15 protein-coding genes and 1 pseudogene are annotated in these 19220 nt (G+C 45.3%); 10 read left to right on the forward strand and 6 right to left on the reverse strand.

Going from position 1 to position 19220, the window contains the following annotated elements:
* Positions 1 to 201: 201 nt before the first annotated feature.
* The 7 genes and pseudogenes from DW039_RS07945 (at position 202) to DW039_RS07980 (ending at position 8568) form a co-directional block, all read left to right on the forward strand.
* Positions 202 to 1734, forward strand: a complete 1533-nt coding sequence (locus tag DW039_RS07945; protein ID WP_120381850.1) for a carbon-nitrogen hydrolase family protein — start codon at positions 202 to 204, stop codon at positions 1732 to 1734.
* 206 nt (positions 1735 to 1940) lie between these two features.
* Entirely contained in the window at positions 1941 to 2090 is a 150-nt protein-coding gene (locus tag DW039_RS07950; RefSeq protein ID WP_165853106.1) for a hypothetical protein, read from the forward strand.
* Positions 2091 to 2567: 477 nt separating this feature from the next.
* On the forward strand, positions 2568 to 6059 hold the full coding sequence (gene ileS / locus DW039_RS07960; protein ID WP_120381853.1) for an isoleucine--tRNA ligase: 3492 nt from the start codon (positions 2568 to 2570) through the stop codon (positions 6057 to 6059).
* Between the two features lie 20 nt (positions 6060 to 6079).
* Positions 6080 to 6460: a TraR/DksA C4-type zinc finger protein gene (locus DW039_RS07965; RefSeq protein ID WP_005654117.1), complete on the forward strand. Its 381-nt coding sequence runs from the start codon at positions 6080 to 6082 to the stop codon at positions 6458 to 6460.
* A 2-nt stretch (positions 6461 to 6462) separates the two neighbouring features.
* Positions 6463 to 7080: pseudogene (locus DW039_RS07970) on the forward strand (lipoprotein signal peptidase); the annotation flags it as partial.
* A 229-nt stretch (positions 7081 to 7309) separates the two neighbouring features.
* Positions 7310 to 8236: a DUF4296 domain-containing protein gene (locus DW039_RS07975; RefSeq protein ID WP_022402446.1), complete on the forward strand. Its 927-nt coding sequence runs from the start codon at positions 7310 to 7312 to the stop codon at positions 8234 to 8236.
* Positions 8233 to 8568: a hypothetical protein gene (locus DW039_RS07980; protein ID WP_025835363.1), complete on the forward strand. Its 336-nt coding sequence runs from the start codon at positions 8233 to 8235 to the stop codon at positions 8566 to 8568. Before DW039_RS07975 ends, DW039_RS07980 begins: the two co-directional genes overlap by 4 nt.
* Here DW039_RS07980 and DW039_RS07985 read toward each other — a convergent pair.
* Positions 8516 to 9277: an RNA methyltransferase gene (locus DW039_RS07985; RefSeq protein ID WP_008664596.1), complete on the reverse strand. Its 762-nt coding sequence runs from the start codon at positions 9275 to 9277 to the stop codon at positions 8516 to 8518. The genes DW039_RS07980 and DW039_RS07985 overlap by 53 nt on opposite strands.
* 143 nt (positions 9278 to 9420) lie before the next feature.
* Here DW039_RS07985 and DW039_RS07990 point away from each other — a divergent pair, with 143 nt between their 5' ends.
* Positions 9421 to 11730 (forward strand): BamA/TamA family outer membrane protein, encoded by a 2310-nt coding sequence (locus tag DW039_RS07990; RefSeq protein WP_120381854.1) that lies wholly within the window; start codon positions 9421 to 9423, stop codon positions 11728 to 11730.
* A gap of 81 nt (positions 11731 to 11811) precedes the next feature.
* Here the strand turns inward: DW039_RS07990 and DW039_RS07995 are convergent, their stop codons facing one another.
* From DW039_RS07995 to DW039_RS08005, 3 genes are all read right to left on the reverse strand, one after another.
* On the reverse strand, positions 11812 to 12366 hold the full coding sequence (locus tag DW039_RS07995) for a DUF3332 domain-containing protein (protein WP_005825518.1): 555 nt from the start codon (positions 12364 to 12366) through the stop codon (positions 11812 to 11814).
* A 138-nt stretch (positions 12367 to 12504) separates the two neighbouring features.
* Entirely contained in the window at positions 12505 to 12942 is a 438-nt protein-coding gene (locus tag DW039_RS08000) for a DoxX family protein (protein ID WP_005837120.1), read from the reverse strand.
* Between the two features lie 56 nt (positions 12943 to 12998).
* Positions 12999 to 14285, reverse strand: a complete 1287-nt coding sequence (locus DW039_RS08005) for an NAD(P)/FAD-dependent oxidoreductase (RefSeq protein WP_008664590.1) — start codon at positions 14283 to 14285, stop codon at positions 12999 to 13001.
* Positions 14286 to 14493: 208 nt separating this feature from the next.
* On the opposite strand from DW039_RS08005, the gene DW039_RS08010 reads away from it, so the two are divergent.
* Both DW039_RS08010 and DW039_RS08015 read left to right on the forward strand, forming a co-directional pair.
* Complete coding sequence (locus tag DW039_RS08010) at positions 14494 to 15687, forward strand: BamA/TamA family outer membrane protein (protein ID WP_044467693.1); 1194 nt, start codon at positions 14494 to 14496, stop codon at positions 15685 to 15687.
* Positions 15674 to 17374 (forward strand): lipid A phosphoethanolamine transferase, encoded by a 1701-nt coding sequence (locus DW039_RS08015; protein WP_044467692.1) that lies wholly within the window; start codon positions 15674 to 15676, stop codon positions 17372 to 17374. Before DW039_RS08010 ends, DW039_RS08015 begins: the two co-directional genes overlap by 14 nt.
* 24 nt (positions 17375 to 17398) lie before the next feature.
* Here DW039_RS08015 and DW039_RS08020 read toward each other — a convergent pair whose 3' ends face one another.
* Together DW039_RS08020 and DW039_RS08025 are read right to left on the reverse strand one after the other, a co-directional pair.
* Positions 17399 to 17815 (reverse strand): DUF1893 domain-containing protein, encoded by a 417-nt coding sequence (locus DW039_RS08020; RefSeq protein ID WP_005825513.1) that lies wholly within the window; start codon positions 17813 to 17815, stop codon positions 17399 to 17401.
* A gap of 1 nt (position 17816) precedes the next feature.
* Positions 17817 to 19217, reverse strand: coding sequence for an aldo/keto reductase (locus DW039_RS08025; protein ID WP_005825512.1), 1401 nt, complete (start codon positions 19215 to 19217; stop codon positions 17817 to 17819).
* Positions 19218 to 19220 lie beyond the last annotated feature (3 nt).

The following is a 19220-nucleotide window of genomic DNA, read 5'->3' on the forward strand; positions in this document are numbered from 1 at the left end:
CATGTGCAGATATTTTCTCTTAAAAAGGAAGGGAGGGCTTTTTCAGTGCCCTCTGATGAATGCCTCCTCTTTTTGTTATCAATTCCGTATCTTTTCCCTTATCCGTTCAAGATGGGAAAGAAAAATCTTCGGAGGGGAAGATAACATGTAAGGATAAACCGTACCTTTGCACTGTTTTTAATCAGGAATAGCAAGAAAGTTATGGATTCAATGAAAATCAATAAGGTGCAGATACGTAATCTGCAGATTGAAGATTATGACCAGTTGGCACAATCGTTTACGCGCGTTTATTCAGACGGAAGCGATGTGTTCTGGACGCACAAACAAATAGAAAAACTGATACGCATCTTCCCCGAGGGGCAGATTGTGACGGTGGTTGACGAGAAAATCGTGGGCTGTGCGCTTTCCATCATAGTGAACTACGATGATGTGAAGAACGACCACACTTACGCCCAGGTTACGGGCAAGGAGACTTTCAACACCCACAATCCGAAAGGCAACATACTTTATGGCATCGAAGTCTTTATCCATCCTCAATACCGTGGCCTGCGTCTGGCACGCCGTATGTATGAATACCGCAAGGAACTTTGCGAGACATTGAACTTGAAGGCAATCATGTTTGGCGGACGTATCCCCAACTACTACAAATATGCCGATCAAATCCGCCCCAAGGAGTACATAGATAAGGTGAAGCAAAAGGAAATCTTCGACCCGGTGCTGACCTTTCAGCTCTCTAACGACTTCCACGTGCGCAAGGTGATGCGCAACTACCTTCCCAATGATGAGGAGTCCAAGCACTACGCCTGCCTGCTGCAATGGGACAATATCTATTACCAAGCCCCCACACAAGAGTTCGTAAACCCCAAAACCACCGTCCGCGTCGGTCTGGTGCAATGGCAGATGCGTACCTATAAGACACTGGACGACCTCTTTGAGCAAGTGGAGTTCTTTGTGGATGCCGTGAGCGACTACAAGAGTGACTTTGTCCTTTTTCCCGAATACTTCAACGCACCGTTGATGGCAAAATTCAACAACGAGGGCGAGTCGCAGGCTATCCGCGGGCTGGCGGCCTATACCGAGGAAATCAAGGAGCGTTTCGTCAAGCTCGCCATCAGCTATAACATCAACATTATTACGGGCAGTATGCCGCTTATCAAGGAAGACGGGCTGCTATACAACGTAGGATTCCTCTGCCGACGTGACGGAAGTTATGAAATGTACGAAAAGATACATGTCACTCCCGACGAGATAAAGTCCTGGGGACTGAGCGGAGGCAAGTCCATCCAAACTTTCGATACGGACTGTGCTAAGATAGGCGTGCTGATATGCTACGATGTAGAGTTCCCCGAACTGAGCCGCATCATGGCGGACCAAGGCATGCAGATACTCTTTGTTCCTTTCCTTACCGATACGCAGAATGCTTACAGCCGCGTAAAGGTGTGCGCCCATGCTCGTGCCATCGAAAACGAGTGCTTTGTAGTGATAGCCGGCAGTGTAGGCAATCTTCCCCGCGTGCACAACATGGACATCCAGTATGCCCAGTCCGGTGTGTTCACTCCCTGCGACTTCGCTTTCCCCACAGACGGCAAGCGTGCGGAAGCCACTCCGAATACCGAAATGATTCTTGTGTCGGATGTGGATCTGGACTTGCTGAATGAACTGCATACCTACGGCAGTGTACGCAACTTGAAAGACCGGAGAAGCGATCTGTATGAGGTGAAAATGAAAAAATGACCCTCTTCCGGATGCCACACTTCATCGTCCCGAATGCCATAGGTTAGCGTTCCGAATGCCACGGGTTCCGGACAACGAAGTGTGGCATTTCAGTTGCCGAAGTGTGGCATTCGGGACGATGAAGTGTGGCATTTCGGATGGTAATTCCATTACTTATCCGTATCTTTACACGATTTTACTCTAAAAAAACAAAACAATGGCATTATGTGGACGAAGTCTTGACCGGAAAGAAAATGCCTGAAAACCTGATGTATTACTTCCTCTCCTTCGACGAGACATTGGATTGCTTCGGAGTGGTGAACCATTACCTCAACGAATTCACGTTATATTATACTCATGGCAGCAGCGGCAGTTGATTGTCAACCGTCGCTGATACTTTTATTATTTCTTTTAATATAATACTTTATTATTCTTTCCCATGCTGTTCTCAACACGATTATTGCTGATTGCGGCAATGACATTCGCAGAATTCTACATGCCGTTTGTTGAACTCAGCAAAGCAGCCCTCTCATTTGCAGTTTTCAACGTAGTTTTTAGGCCGCTTGTTTGAGCTAAATTTACGTTTTTTGCCGTTTTTTGCTTAGGGAACCCGTGGATTCTGGGGATTTTTAGAAAGGTCATATCAAACGAATATTCCCCCCACATCCATTGAACTGACGCCAAATAAAACATTTTATCGCACTTAGCTAGCTTTTTCCACCTAAAAAGTCTCTTGTATCTAAGTTTTTTGTAAATTTGCACCCTTAAAATAGAGAAGATGGCTTTTGACGTATCAAGAAATATGCCAGTCAAGAGTATCTTCAATCGTAAATTGTCAAATAGTAAATATCAAGATGGGTAAGAAGTTTGCCGAATATTCGAAGCTTGACCTTTCCGATGTGAACGGGAAAGTGTTGGAGAAATGGGACGAAAACCAGGTTTTCGCCAAGAGTATGACAGAACGTGAAGGTTGTCCTTCTTTCGTATTTTTCGAAGGACCTCCCTCGGCCAATGGTATGCCGGGCATTCACCACGTAATGGCTCGCTCCATTAAGGACATTTTCTGTCGTTACAAGACAATGAAGGGATTTCAGGTAAAGCGCAAGGCCGGATGGGACACTCATGGGCTTCCCGTGGAACTGGGTGTGGAAAAGGCGCTCGGCATCACCAAAGAGGATATTGGCAAGACCATTTCAGTGGCAGAATACAACGCCGCCTGCCGCAAGGACGTCATGAAGTTCACCAAAGAGTGGGAAGACCTGACTCACAAGATGGGCTACTGGGTGGACATGAAGAACCCCTACATCACTTACGACAACCGCTACATCGAAACCTTGTGGTGGCTGTTGAAGCAACTCTACAAGAAAGGACTGCTTTATAAAGGATATACCATACAGCCGTATTCTCCCGCTGCCGGTACGGGACTCAGCTCGCACGAGCTGAACCAGCCCGGATGCTACCGCGACGTGAAAGACACGACCGTGGTGGGGCAGTTCAGGATAAAGAACCCGAAGCCGGAAATGGCAGAGTGGGGGACTCCCTACTTCCTGGCATGGACTACCACTCCGTGGACATTGCCCAGCAATACCGCGCTCTGTGTAGGGCCTAAGATAGACTACGTTGCCGTGCAGACCTACAACGGCTATAGCGGCGAGAAAATGACCGTCGTCCTGGCAAAGGCGCTGCTCTATACCCACTTCAACAAAAAAGCGGAAGGCATTGCATTAGAGGACTATAAGCCGGGTGATAAGCTGATACCGTTCAAGGTGGTGGGCGAATATAAAGGCCCGGACCTGATAGGCATGGAGTACGAACAGCTCATCCCGTGGGTGAAGCCGATAGACGTGGCCGAAGACGGCAGTTGGACTGCCAGCGACAAAGGTTTCCGCGTAATCGCGGGTGATTATGTGACGACCGAAGACGGTACGGGTATCGTACACATCGCCCCGACCTTTGGTGCGGACGATGCCTTTGTGGCCCGTGCTGCAGGCATACCTTCCCTGTTCATGATAAACAAGAAAGGTGAAACCCGCCCGATGGTGGATCTCACCGGTAAGTTCTATCTGATAGATGAACTGGATGAGGATTTCGTAAAGGCATGTGTCAACGTGGACCTCTATAAGGACTATCAGGGCAAGTGGGTGAAGAATGCCTACGACCCCCAATTCACTGTAGACGGCAAGTACGACGAACAAGCCGCACAAGCTGCCGAATCGCTGGATATTGAAATCTGCATGATGATGAAAGCCGCCCGCCAGGCATTCAAGATAGAAAAGCATGTACACAACTATCCGCACTGCTGGCGTACGGACAAACCCGTATTGTACTATCCGCTGGATAGCTGGTTCATCCGCAGCACTGCTTGCAAGGAACGTATGATAGAGTTGAACAAGACCATCAACTGGAAGCCGGAAAGCACCGGTACGGGACGTTTTGGCAAGTGGCTGGAAAACCTGAATGACTGGAACCTCAGCCGTTCGCGCTATTGGGGTACTCCGCTGCCCATCTGGCGCACGGAGGACAATAGCGAGGAAAAATGTATCGAGTCTGTAGAAGAGCTCTACAACGAAATAGAGAAATCCGTGGCTGCCGGCCTGATGCAGTCCAACCCCTACAAGGACAAAGGCTTCCAGCCGGGCGTATACACCGAAGAGAATTACGACAAGATAGACCTGCACCGTCCTTACGTGGACGATGTCATCCTTGTTTCCAAAGACGGCAAGCCGATGAAACGCGAAACGGACTTGATTGACGTTTGGTTCGATTCCGGTGCCATGCCTTATGCACAAATACACTATCCGTTCGAGAATAAGGAACTGCTGGATAGCCACCAGGTATATCCTGCCGATTTCATCGCCGAAGGGGTGGATCAGACACGCGGTTGGTTCTTCACGTTGCACGCCATCGCCACGATGGTGTTCGACAGCACCGCCTACAAAGCCGTCATCTCCAATGGTCTGGTGCTCGACAAGAACGGAAACAAGATGTCCAAGCGCTTGGGCAATGCCGTAGACCCCTTCTCGACCATCGAGAAATACGGTTCCGACCCGTTGCGCTGGTACATGATTACCAACTCCTCTCCGTGGGACAACCTCAAGTTCGACGTGGATGGCGTGGAAGAGGTGCGCCGCAAGTTCTTCGGAACACTCTATAACACCTATTCATTCTTCGCCCTCTATGCCAATGTGGACGAATTTGAATACAAGGAAGCCGACGTGCCCATGACGGAACGTCCCGAGATAGACCGCTGGATTCTCTCCGTGCTGAATACGCTGGTGAAGAACGTGGATACCTGCTACAATGAATACGAACCCACAAAGGCGGGACGTCTCATTTCCGAATTCGTGAATGACAACCTCTCCAACTGGTATGTCCGCCTGAACCGCAAACGTTTCTGGGGCGGTGGTATGACGCAGGACAAGCTCTCTGCATTCCAGACACTCTATACATGCCTCGAAACCGTGGCTAAGCTGATGGCACCCATCGCTCCGTTCTATGCTGATATGCTCTATTCCGACCTGACCGAAGTTACCGGACGCGACAACGTCGTTTCCGTACACCTTGCCAAGTTCCCCGAGTATAAGGAGGAAATGATAGACAAGGAACTGGAAGCCCGTATGCAGATGGCGCAAGACGTCACTTCCATGGTATTGGCATTGCGCCGCAAAGCAGATATTAAGGTTCGTCAGCCATTATACACAGCATGGATACCTATCACAAATGAGGATATGGAAAGACGTCTTAACGCAGTAAAGCATTTAATAGAGGCTGAAGTTAATGTTAAATCCTTAACATTAATGAGTAGTAATACTATTGGGATGATTATAAAACGCGTCAAATGTGATTATAAAAAGATGGGGCCCAAGTTTGGCAAACTGATGAAGTCCATAGCTATAGCTGTAGAAGAACTTTCTCAAGAAGAAATATTAAAATTCGAATCAGAAAGGAAATACTCTTTGAAAATAAATGATACAGTTGCTGTTATAGAACTTAGTGATGTGGAAATATTAACAGAAGACGCTCCTGGCATGTTGACAATGACGAATGGTAATCTAACAGTAGGTTTAGATATTGAGATAACGGAAGAACTTCGATTTGAAGGTATTGCTCGTGAATTAGTAAATCGTATCCAAAATATACGTAAATCAAGTGGTCTTGAAATTACTGATAAAATAAAAATAACACTATCTAAAAATCCACAAACAGATAGTGCAGTAATTAATAATAAAGACTATATTTGTAACCAAGTTTTGGGGACTTCTCTAGAACTTAAGGATTTTATTGAAAATGGTACCGAAATAGAGTTTGAAAACTTCAAACTCCATGTGAGCATTGTTAAAGAATAATTAATTAAACATGTAAAGTTATGGCAGAAAAGACAAGATACTCAGATGCAGAATTGGAAGAATTCCGTGCTATCATTTTAGAAAAGTTGGAATTGGCACAACGTGACTATGAACTATTAAAGGCCAGCCTAACAGGTGCAGATGGTAACGATACCGACGATACATCTCCTACTTATAAAGTGTTGGAGGAGGGCGCTAATACTTTGTCTAAGGAAGAAACAACACGTTTAGCACAGCGTCAACTAAAGTTCATCCAAGGATTACAAGCTGCTTTAGTACGTATTGAAAACAAAACATACGGTATTTGTCGTGAAACTGGTAAGTTGATTCCGGCAGAACGCTTACGTGCTGTGCCCCATGCTACCTTAAGCATAGAAGCTAAAAATAACGGCAAGAAATAGAAATGGGTAATTTTTTCACCAAAAGTCGAATTGCGTTACTTGTTATTTTTTCGGTATTAATTATCGACCAGATAATAAAAGTATGGATAAAAACACATATGTATTGGCACGAAAGTATACGTGTCACAGATTGGTTTTATATATACTTTACAGAAAATAATGGTATGGCTTTCGGTATGGAAATATTAGGAAAGCTGTTTTTGACGTCATTTCGTATTGTTGCTGTAACAATCATAGGATGGTTCTTATATAAATTTGTAAAACAAGGTGTTAAAACTGGATTTATAATCTGTATATCACTTATCCTTACTGGAGCATTAGGAAATATAATTGATAGTGTATTTTATGGTGTACTGTTTAATGAAAGTACTCATTCCCAGATAGCCTCTTTTCTACCTGAAGGAGGAGGGTATGCTTCCTTATTTTATGGTAAGGTAGTAGATATGTTTTATTTCCCTATCATTGATACTAACTGGCCCCAGTGGCTACCATTTATCGGTGGACAGCATTTTATTTTCTTTAGTCCGATTTTTAACTTTGCTGATGCAGCAATAAGTTGTGGTATTATCTCACTATTGTTATTCTATAGCAAATATTTGAATGAAGTTTTTCATACTGTAACTCCTAATTTAACGAAAATCGGAAAGAACGGAATAAAAATTGGCATTACTTGTATCGCATTAGGTTGGCTCATTGGTTATATATTTAATGATATCAAGTTATTTGTAGACATGTTAATGCAAGGTTGCATTCTAATTTTGATAGGGATTACTGTATATATTATTGGCAAAATAAAGAAAAATAAGAAATAGTTATATCCTTAACTAATGTTAGAGGAATAAATTATAAATGAAAGGAATAAATCGAATTCAATGGTGTAGCGTGGTCCTTCTGGCGTTCAGTCTGACGGCTTGTAAGGTGAAAAGACCTGAAACCGTCCTTCCGGATGCCAAGATGGAAAACGTACTTTATGATTATCACATAGCCAAAGCTATGGGTGAAGAAGTGCCGTATAACGAAAGTTATAAGCGGGTGCTATACATTGAATCGGTTTTCAAGAAATATGGCATTACTCAGGCCGATTTTGACTCTTCTATGGTCTGGTTTGCCCGTAACCCGGAAGTACTTACCAAAATCTACGAGAAAGTGAATGTACGGTTGAAAGCCGAGAGAGACGGTATCAACCACTTGATTGCCCTGCGTGACAACAAGCCGAAAGAATCACTTCCCGGAGACAGTATCGACGTGTGGATATGGCAGCATATCTATCAGTTGACGGGTATGCCCCTGGACAACAAGATAACGTTTACGTTGCCATCAGACACCAATTTCCACGACCGTGACACGCTGCGCTGGAGCGTGCGCTTCCGTTTCCACAACGGTGCACCGGACAGCATACATGCTCCGTTGATGGCGATGCAGATTCTTTACGAAAAGAATGACAGTGTCATCAGTGCCATTCGGAAAGTACAAGACACAGGTGTGGAAACGCTCACCTTGTTTGCCGATACTTTAGGAGAAATCAAGGAAATACGCGGGTTCATCTATTATCCGCAGCAGGAGACTCCACAGCCTTTGCTGGCAGACCGTATCTCATTGATGCGCTATCACGCCACGGACAGCTTGGTCATTGCCCCAAAGGACAGCCTTCAGCAGGCGACAGACTCCCTTCGCAAAGACAGTATCGGAAAACCTGAGAAATTGAAACCTCTGGAAATTCAGGAGCAGGAAAATACCACGACTCCCAGAACCATACGTCCCCGTCCGAAAGCATGAAACGCTACGCTTCCCATTTTCTGTTTCTTCCCGGGCATGGCTATCTGAAACAATATGTGGTGGAGATAGGTGAAGGACAATGTGTATCACGTATCTTCCCATTGACAGAAGAGGTGGAGAATACGGAATGGCTACCGGGAGTCATAGCTTTGCTTACGGAGGCGGAAACAGACTATCCTCATTTTGATACGTGCTGCAATATACTGACGGCAATCCCTCCGCTTATCGAGGAAGAATTGCCTTATTTGATTCCCTGGTTGTTTTTTCCTTTTGATTTTACTACAATGCAGCCTGGCGCCGGAACTCAGCGCAAACTACTGCTGTGGCAATAGCCACGTTCAATGACTCCGAGGTCTCACGGCTGGCGGGATAATTCGGTATGTATAGTTTGCGGTTGATGAGTGCCTCCACTTCTTTTCCGATGCCATTTCCTTCATTACCCATCACAATCAGCCCATTTTTCGAGAGCGGTTGTCCGTACATATTCTCTCCGTCCAGGAAAGTGCCGTAAACGGGAATATCCTTCAGTGAGCGGATGAACTCGGGTAGGGGAGTATAATGCAGTCTGACGCGTGCGATACCTCCCATCGTGGCCTGCACAGTTTTGGGATTATAGATATCCACCGTGTTGGGCGAACAGAAAATATGCTCTATCCCAAACCAATCAGCAAGGCGGACAATCGTTCCCAGGTTACCGGGGTCTTGCACATCATCCAAAGCCAGACAGAGGGAGTGGCTGATGACGGAAATATCCGTCTCCTCATCCGGCTGCCGGAACACAGCCAGCACTTGTTGGGGAGTTTTCAGCAGGCTGGCACGCGAAAGTTCCTCCTCCGATACTTCCGTGACATCTGTTACGGTGGAGAGAGGGCGGTTCCGGGAAAGCCATTCTGAAGTTGCCAGCAAGAACTGACAAGGAAAATGTCCCAACAAATCCCCTACGAGTTTAGGTCCTTCTGCCAGAAATACCTTGTCGGCCTTCCGGTTCTTTTTCTGCTCCAACGAGTGGATATATTTAATGCGATTTTTACTTAATGCCATAGGACACACATGTTATCATTTGACAAAAATACGTGATTATTTCAATATAATCAAAAACTCTGCACTCTTCCGGCGTTTTTTATTTCGGGAACAAAAAAATACAAGTATATTTGTAGCTGTTTATGCGCAATTAATGACTCGGTATGAATAAAGGTTTCCGCTACGCGATACTTACTACTATCGTACTTTTGTTGGCTTCCTGTTCTTCTACCAAATATGTGCCGGACGGCTCGTATTTGCTGGATGAAGTGCGCATACATACTGATAATAAGGAAGTAAAACCATCCAATCTCTCCATGTACATCCGCCAGAATCCCAATGCGAAGTGGTTCAGCTTGATAAAGACCCAGTTGTATGTCTACAACTGGTCCGGACGGGACTCTACACGCTGGATAAACCGTACATTGAGGAAATTAGGTGATGCCCCGGTCATATACAGTGAGGAGGAAACCAACCGGACCAGGGAAGAAATCACTAAGGCTGTGCAGAATATGGGCTATATGGGCGCCCTGGTGGAACCGGTACGCCAAGTCAAGAAGAAAAAGATGAAGTTGGTCTATAAGGTGACGACCGGCAAGCCCTATAAAGTGCGTACCTTGAAATATGATATCCGGGACAGTAAAATAAAGGAATACATGCGGCAGGATTCCGCAGTAACCCTATTGTCCGAAGGCATGTATTTTGATGTCAATGTACTGGATGCAGAACGCCAGCGTATCACAAACAAACTGCTTCAGAATGGATATTACAAGTTCAACAAAGAGTACATATCCTATACCGCAGATACCGTCCGTAATTCTTATCTGGTAGATTTGACGTTGCACTTGGCTCCATACAGGCAGCACAACGAGGATACACCGCAGAATCACCGGCAATACACTATCAATAAAGTGAGTTTCATTACCGACTATAATGTGTTGCAGGCATCTGCCTTGAACAGCATTGAGGTGAATGATTCATTGCATTACAAAGGATTCCCCATCTACTACAAAGACAAGCTTTATCTGCGTCCCAAAGTGCTGACCAACAATCTGCGCATCATTCCGGGAACTCTCTACAACGAGCAGAACGTGCAGCGTACCTACTCCAACTACGGACGCCTGCAAGCCCTGAAATATACCAATATCCGTTTTTTCGAAGTGCAGCAGAGTGACAGTGCAAAGCTCAACGCCTATGTGATGCTGACCAGAGGCAAGCATCAGTCCGTATCCTTTGAAGTGGAAGGCACAAACTCTGCCGGCGACCTGGGAGCTGCCGCTTCGGTGGCTTTTCAGCACCGCAACATGTTCAAAGGTTCCGAAACATTCATGTTCAAACTACGTGGGGCATACGAGGCTGTGTCCGGTTTGCAGAGCTCCTTGAATCAAGACTACATAGAATTAGGTGCGGAAGCAACCATCAACTTCCCACGGTTTATGTTTCCCTTTGTATCCAGCGATTTCAAGCGGAGGATAAGGGCTACTACAGAATTCGGATTGCAATATAACTACCAGATGAGACCCGAATTCACGCGCATTGTAGCATCTGCCGGATGGAGCTACAAATGGGGGGTACAACAACAGCGTTCGCAGCATCGCATTGATTTGCTGGACATCAACTATCTGTATATGCCCAGCATAGACCAGACATTCAAAGAGGATTATCTGGAGAAAGACGAGAACTACATCCTCAAATACAATTATGAAGACCGCTTTATTGTCCGCACCGGCTATAGCTATATCTACAACAGTGCCGGAAGAGCATTGATGAATAACTCCGGTATCGGAAATTCCTATACCATCCGCCTCAATTTTGAATCGGCGGGTAACTTGTTGTATGCTGTGGCAAAGCTCGGAGGAATGAAGAAGAATGCATCGGGGGAATACACTTTGTTGAACATTCCTTTTGCCCAATACCTGAAAGGCGATTTTGACTTTGCCAAGAATCTGGTCATTGACAACCGCAATTCATTGGCATTTCATTTTGGTGCCGGTATCGCCATTCCATATGGCAATGCAACAATGCTTCCATTTGAGAAACGCTACTTCTCCGGTGGCGCCAACAGTGTGCGCGGATGGTCTGTACGTGATTTGGGGCCCGGTTCTTTCCCCGGCGATAATAACTTCATGAACCAGTCGGGAGACATCAAGCTGGATGCCAGCATTGAATACCGCACACGGTTGTTCTGGAAATTCAGAGGAGCCCTCTTTGTAGATGCCGGGAATATCTGGACAATACGGGATTATAAAGACCAGCCGGGAGGTCAGTTTGAATTTGACAAGTTCTATAAACAGATTGCCGTGGCATATGGTTTAGGATTGCGTCTTGACTTGGATTTCTTTGTATTGCGTTTCGACGGGGGTATGAAGGCCGTCAATCCGGCGTATGAGAAGAAAAAAGACCGTTATCCCATTATCCATCCTAAATTCAGCCGCGATTTTGCCTTCCACTTTGCTGTGGGATATCCGTTCTAATGGGAAGTGGAAAGGTGAAAATGGTTATTGGGCATCTATGCACCCAGCCATTTTCAACTTTCACCTTTCCATTTTCAACTTTTAATTAAAAGCGTAATAGCTGTCAATCATCGTCGCCTGACGTGCTGCTGCCACACCTTGGGCATCCAGCGTCACTGTCATTTCCTCACCGTTCGGAAGGGTCATTTGTGCAGTGCCGTCATTGTTCATTTGCAGCAATTCTGTGCTGACACCATCGGCAACAACATTCCAAGTATTCAACTCTTTGTTGTAAATGAGTTCCATAGAAGCAGTCTCACCTTCTTTGGTGATAGAATAGCCGTTTTCAAGTGTCTCTACCAGGTAGTCACCGTTTTCGCCTTTCACTTTCTTTACATCACCAATGCTGGCCATAGGGTTTGAACCACTCCAGAATTCGATGGAGTTGATGACCAATGCATCGGCCAGATAGCAAACGCCATATACCGGGATAATATTGAATGCCAGATAAACCAGTTCGTTTACAAACTTGGTACCAATACCTTGATTCCAGCTGACCAGTTTACTATGCAGTCCAAAAGAACCGATACAAGAACTGAAAAGAAACGAGCCGCAAATCATTACGGTCGCAGCCATCTTCAAATTGAACTTTTTCATAATCACTCTTTTTTATTTTACTGTGTTTAATTAGCTTTATAGCTCATCGAGTTATTTTAAGCATCCGCAAATATAGGATTTTTTACGAAAATACATCCTATTTGAGCTTAAAATCTGTTTTCAGTAAAACGGAAGTGTCTATTTACGAGCCTTTTGGAAAAGAGCTTTTCTTATCCAGCGGTCAACGGCAAACTTGCCCGGACCTATGATATACATCAATATGAACACTACCAGATATACAAAAGCCAACTCTTTCGTGGCAAACGGGTCATTACCATGAATTACAAAAAAGGCAACAGCCATTGTAAACACCATTGGTATCATAGCCAAACGATAGAGAAAACCTATAATGAATGCCATGGAACATGCCAATTCACCAAAGATAGCCAGTCCTAAAGACAGCGGACTGCCTACACCCAGCGGGTCAGGGAAAACGGCCGACAGCTCTTGAAAGTTAGTCCACTTCTGGATGCCGTGGTTCATTAATAATATACCGAATACAATTCTTGCAATCAATAGCATAGCAGATGTTGCCGTTCCGTCCGGTTTGACAGGAAATAAAAGTCGTTTTAACATATTCATTCGTTTTTAAGTTCGTATATGAACTATAACAAATATTACTCAATAAAAGTTTACTCCCGTTTCAACGGTTTGATGATAATCCGTAAAGACGGGTCATAGGTAAAGTAACTCCACATCCAGTCTACGAAGATGAAAAGACGGTTCTTTACACCCACAATACTCATCAAATGGATGAATAGCCACACAGCCCATGCCGGAAAACCGCCAAAACGCAGTTTCTTAAGCTCGACTACGGCATGATTGCGGCCAATGGTCGCCATGGAGCCTTTGTTTTGATATATAAACGGCTGCAACGGCAGGCCTGTTTCTGCACGCTGCAAGTTCCTTATCAAGTTGCGGGCCTGCTGGATGGCTGGTTGCACCACTTGCGGGTGTCCTTTGGGATACTCCTCAGAAATCATAAGGGCCGTATCCCCGATAGCGAAAATATTGGGATATTGAGAAAGACGGTTATAAGTGTCCACCTTCAAGCGGTTTCCCGGTCCATAGGCATCGGCAGGCAATCCTTGAAGGCTGTTTGCCTTGACACCGGCCACCCAGAATACATTTTTGGTATCGATGGCAGTCCCGTCATTCAATGCCAATTGATAATTCTCGTATCCCATCACCCGTTGGTTCAATTTGATTTCCACATCACGCTTCTTCAGATAATCGGCCACTTCTTTGGAAGACTCTTCTGAAAAAGCAGACAAGAGCCGGGAAGAGCCATCCAACAAGATGATACGCATCTCATTGATATTCAAGTCCGGATAGTCTTGAGGAAGGACAAACTTCCTCATCTCGGCCAAAGCACCAGCCAACTCTATTCCCGTAGCTCCACCGCCTACAATGGCAAAGGTCATCAGACGCCTGCGCTCTTCTTTATTACCGGTGTTCTGGGCTTGTTCAAAACTATCCAATATCTGGTTTCGGTTGAACAAGGCTTCCGAAGTATTCTTTAGTGCCATGGTCTGTTTTTCCAGCCCGTCGTTTCCAAAATAATTTGTGTTGCAGCCGGTGGCAATGACCAAATAGTCGTATGCCAGCGTGCCGATGGAAGTCTCCAGCAGATTGTGTTCCGGGAAGACTTGCTGTGCTTCACAAATACGTATATGGAAATGCTCTCTTTTTTTGAAGATTTTTCGGTATGGGAATGATATGGCACTCGGTTCAATACCTGCTGTGGCCACTTGATAGAGTAACGGTTGGAAGATGTGATGGTTATTCTTATCCAGTAAAACTATCTGAAACTTGTTGCTTTTCAATTTTCGTGCCAGCTTTAATCCGCCAAAGCCGCCGCCTACGATTACCAGTCGTTTCTGTCCCTCTTTATCGGGAATGTCCATTGCTGTTTTCATAATTCAATATCATGTTGTTCTTTGTAATATTAAAATAACAGTATAAATCGAGGAAAGTTCTATAAATGATGTAGTTAAAAAGAGTGAACCCCACATGCAATGTAGAAATGAACATTAAAAGAGAAAAATTGGAAACAAAAAGAACAGTAACATTGTTGTAATGAAGAACATAAAAACTAACTTTGCCACGGAAGTTTTCTACAAGTAAATGGACACTAAATTGACAAAATGGATATTACCAATATTGATGCTGATTACAGAAACGGCTGTTCATGCACAAACACACCTTGCAGAAGCAAAAAACTCTGTGGACTCAATTTCTACGTATCCGATAGACTCGCTTCCCAAGAAACGCAGTTTTTTCGGAAAAATTTTGAATTACTTCAACGATGCCAACAAAGAAAAGAAAAACAAGAAATTTGATTTCAGCATTATAGGCGGGCCTCATTATTCCAGTGACACCAAATTTGGAATCGGACTGGTGGCGGCAGGACTCTACCGTACCGACCGGAACGATAGTATTCTCCCTCCGTCCAATGTCTCTCTGTATGGGGATGTCTCCACAGTGGGATTCTATTTGCTGGGAGTACGTGGAAACCATCTGTTTCCCCAAGACAAATACCGGTTGAACTACAATCTGTATTTCTATTCTTTCCCAAGCCTTTACTGGGGACAAGGATATGACAATGGAGCCAATGATGACAATGAGAGTGAATACGATCGCTTTCAGGCGCAGGTTAAGGTGGACTTCATGTTCCGGATGGCACGTAACTTTTATATCGGTCCGATGACAACATTTGATTACGTGTATGGACATGACTTTGAAAAACCGGAATTATGGAAAGGAATGAAAGCGCGTAGCACCAACGTGAGCTTGGGGTTTTCCTTGTTGTATGATTCACGCGATTTTCTGACAAATGCCTATAAAGGATATTACCTACGGATAGACCAGCACTTCAGTCCGGCCTTTTTGGGAAATAAATATGCATTCAGCAATACGGAACTGACGACCAGCTATTACCAGTCCGTGTGGAAGGGTGGGGTGTTGGCAGGCCAGTTCCATACTCTGCTGAACTACGGAAATCCGCCCTGGGGACTGATGGCAACATTGGGAAGTTCCTATTCTATGCGTGGCTATTATGAGGGGCGCTACCGTGACAAGTGTGCAATGGATGTCCAGCTGGAACTACGCCAACATGTATGGAAGCGAAATGGAGTTGCCGTATGGGTAGGGGCGGGAACCATATTCCCGAATTTCTCGGAATTGGAGGCCAGGCATATTCTTCCTAATTATGGTTTCGGCTACCGCTGGGAGTTCAAAAAGAGAGTAAACGTACGTTTGGATTTAGGTTTTGGCAAACACCAGACCGGATTTATATTCAATATCAATGAAGCTTTTTAGAGACATAAAAAAATGGTTCGACAATCAGGAACATTTGTTCTATCTGTTTCTGGTCATTCTGATAGTGCCCAATGTAGTGCTATGCTTTACAGAACCCATATCATGGACGGCAAAGATATGTAATATCCTGCTACCCCTTTCTATATATTATGCTGTAATGGCTTGGTCGAGAAACTGTGGCAGGACATTCTGGCTGCTATTTCCGTTCATCTTCTTCGGAGCCTTCCAGCTTGTATTGCTGTATCTTTTCGGTCAGTCCATTATCGCAGTGGATATGTTTCTGAATCTGGTGACAACCAATTCGAGCGAGGCGCTGGAACTGCTGGACAATCTGATACCTGCCATCGTTATTGTGGTAGTGCTCTATATACCTGCATTAATTCTGGCAACCATATCCATTGTACACAAACGCAGACTGTCCGAAGCATTCATCCGGCAAGCTCGCCGTCGCACTCTGTATGTGTTGTCTGCCGGAATATTATCCTTAGGCACTGCTTATTTGACAGATAACCGGTATGAGCCGAAATCCGAACTGTATCCTGCCAACGTATGCTACAACATAGCACTTGCTTTTCAACGGACGGCCCAGACGCGGAATTATCACAAGACCTCTAAAGATTTTACCTTTCATGCTAGAAGTACTCATCAGGCTGATGAAAGGGAAGTATATGTAATGGTGGTGGGAGAAACCTCACGGGCATGCAACTGGGCTTTGTACGGCTACGAACGGGAGACTAACCCGGGACTGTCGGGCATTGGCGGACTGACAGCTTTCAGCCATGTGCTGACAGAATCAAACACTACCCACAAGAGTGTTCCGATGTTGCTGTCACCGGTCAGTGCTTCCAGTTTTGATTCCATCTATTATCAAAAAGGGATTATCACAGCATTCAAGGAAGCCGGTTACCAGACCGCCTTTTTCTCGAACCAGCGCTATAACCACTCATTTATAGACTTCTTCGGCAAAGAAGCCGACACGTATGATTTCATTAAAGAAGATGTGGGGGATTCCAATTACAACCCCTCTGATGACGAACTGTTGAAACTGGTAGCAAAAGAACTGGGCAAAGGAGTTTCCAGACAATTTATAGTTCTCCACACTTACGGTTCTCATTTTAATTATAAAGAGCGCTATCCGGCAGAGCAGGCTTTCTTCCTGCCGGACATGCCCGTTGATGCGGAAGTGAAATACAAAGACAACCTGATCAATGCCTATGACAATTCTATCCGCTACACGGATAATTTTCTGGTTCGTCTGATAGATATGCTTCAAGAACAACATGTCAATTCTGCCCTGATATACACTTCAGACCATGGAGAAGATATTTTCGATGACAACCGGCATCTCTTTCTGCATGCTTCACCGGTACCTTCCTATTATCAGATACATGTGCCATTCTTTATTTGGATGTCCGAAAACTACCGGCAGAGATACCCATCGTTATTGGAGGCCGCACAAGCCAATAGGCAGAAGAATGTATCTTCCAGTGCCTCATTCTTCCAGACAATGCTGGAAATAGGTGGAGTGGAGACCCCATACCGGAATGACTCTTTATCTGTCACCAGCGCTCTGTTTATCGAAAGACCCAGAGTCTATCTGAACGACCACAATGAAGCCCGCACACTGGATGATGTCGGTATGCTCAAGGAAGACTTCAAGATGCTGGAAGAGAAAGGCATCAGGTAATCAGGGAAAGAGAGCAGGCTGTTGCTATTTTGCCCTGATTCTTGATATAAAATTCTGAATCACCGGATACATCTCCTCTACCGTATTCAGCTCCATGCAAGCCGTCTCCAACGGGCACCAGCCGGTCTTGTCACGGTTAATGATATGGGGAACCTCTTGGGCAAAAGTCGTTTCAATTCCTGCTTCGCACAGCAATGCCAGCGCAGGAGTGCTGATTATATCGGCATAGACCGTTTTAAAGCCTCCCAGTACCATCAAAGCAGCGGCACCTTTCCCTATAACCTTATCGGCAATGGCAGCCCCCTTCATAAATGCAGAATCTGCCTGGTACAAATCATACAAATCCGCTACTCCCCGTTGGGTGAAAGTACGGACTTCCTCCCGGTTCTTCATAACACAAGAGTATCCTCCCTTGTGCAGTATGTCAATGATACTCTCCATTTTATAAAGTCTCTTGTTTCAACTGTTCTACAAATTTGTCAATACGATGCAGTTCTTTGGGAATATCAATCGTTTGCGGGCAATGCGGAGAACACTGGTTGCACCCGGTACAATGGTCGGCCTGCCTCAGTTTGGGTACACTTCGGTCATATCCTACGAGAAAAGCACGGCGTGCTTTCCGATAATTCTCATCCTGGCTGCTTTCCGGCACATTTCCTTCATTGACACATTTATTGTAATGTATCAAGATGGCAGGAATGTCAATTCCATACGGGCAAGGCATGCAGTACTTGCAGTCGTTGCAAGGTATGGTGGGGTACTCCATCATCAAATCTGCCGTATCATACAGATACTGAGTTTCCTCTTCTGTGAGTGGTACCAATGGAGAGTAAGTACGGATGTTATCCTGCAAATGTTCCATATAAGTCATGCCGCTCAGCACTGTCAGTACATCCTGGGGAGAACCGGCATAACGGAATGCCCAAGACGCCACACTGCGTTCGGGTTCGCGCTGCTTCAGCCGTGCCACAATATGGTCGGGGACATTGGAGAGCCGCCCACCCAGCAGAGGCTCCATAATGACAGCAGGGATCTTACGCTTGGCCAGCTCGTCATACAGATACTCTGCCTTGAAGTTGCTGCCCGAAGCATGTTTCCAGTCCACATAATTCAACTGTATTTGTACAAAGTCCCAATGAACTTCACCACGGTCATGCATCTGCAAGGCATAGTCATAGACTTCGATATCTCCGTGGAACGACCATCCCAAACGGCGGATGCGTCCTGCTTCACGCTCCTTGACAAGAAAATCAATCATACCGTTGTCTATGTAGCGTTTGCGGAATTGCTCCATGCCACCGCCACCAATCATGTGTAGCAGATAGTAGTCTATATAGTCCACCTGCATATCCTCGAACGACTTACGGTACATGGCGATGGAACCCTCGCGAGTCCAGGTATCAGGATGAAAATTGGATAGTTTGGTGGCAAGATAGAACGATTCGCGTGGATGGCGTTTCAGAGCTATTCCCGTAGACTTCTCACTCCATCCTTGTACATACATCGGAGACGTATCGAAATAATTCACGCCATGGGCAATGGCATAATCCACCAGTTCGTTTACAGCATCCTGGTCTATCATTTCCCCTTTTCCATCCGGAGCAGGAACGGTAGGCCAGCGCATACAGCCATATCCTAAAATAGAAACTTTGTCACTCCCCAAACCAGGAAAACTACGATAGGTCATTTTATCCGTCGGAATGGGGCCCAATACTTTACTGCCTTCACTGCTTCCTTCCTTAGAACCACATCCATAGAGGGCAGCAGTAGATGTGGCGGCTGTAATTCCCACTATCTTCAAAAAATCACGACGGTTCATATTGTTTTTATGATGTTCTTCCATACT

This window comes from Bacteroides sp. AF39-16AC (assembly GCF_003602735.1).
Taxonomy (GTDB): Bacteria; Bacteroidota; Bacteroidia; order Bacteroidales; family Bacteroidaceae; genus Bacteroides; species Bacteroides uniformis.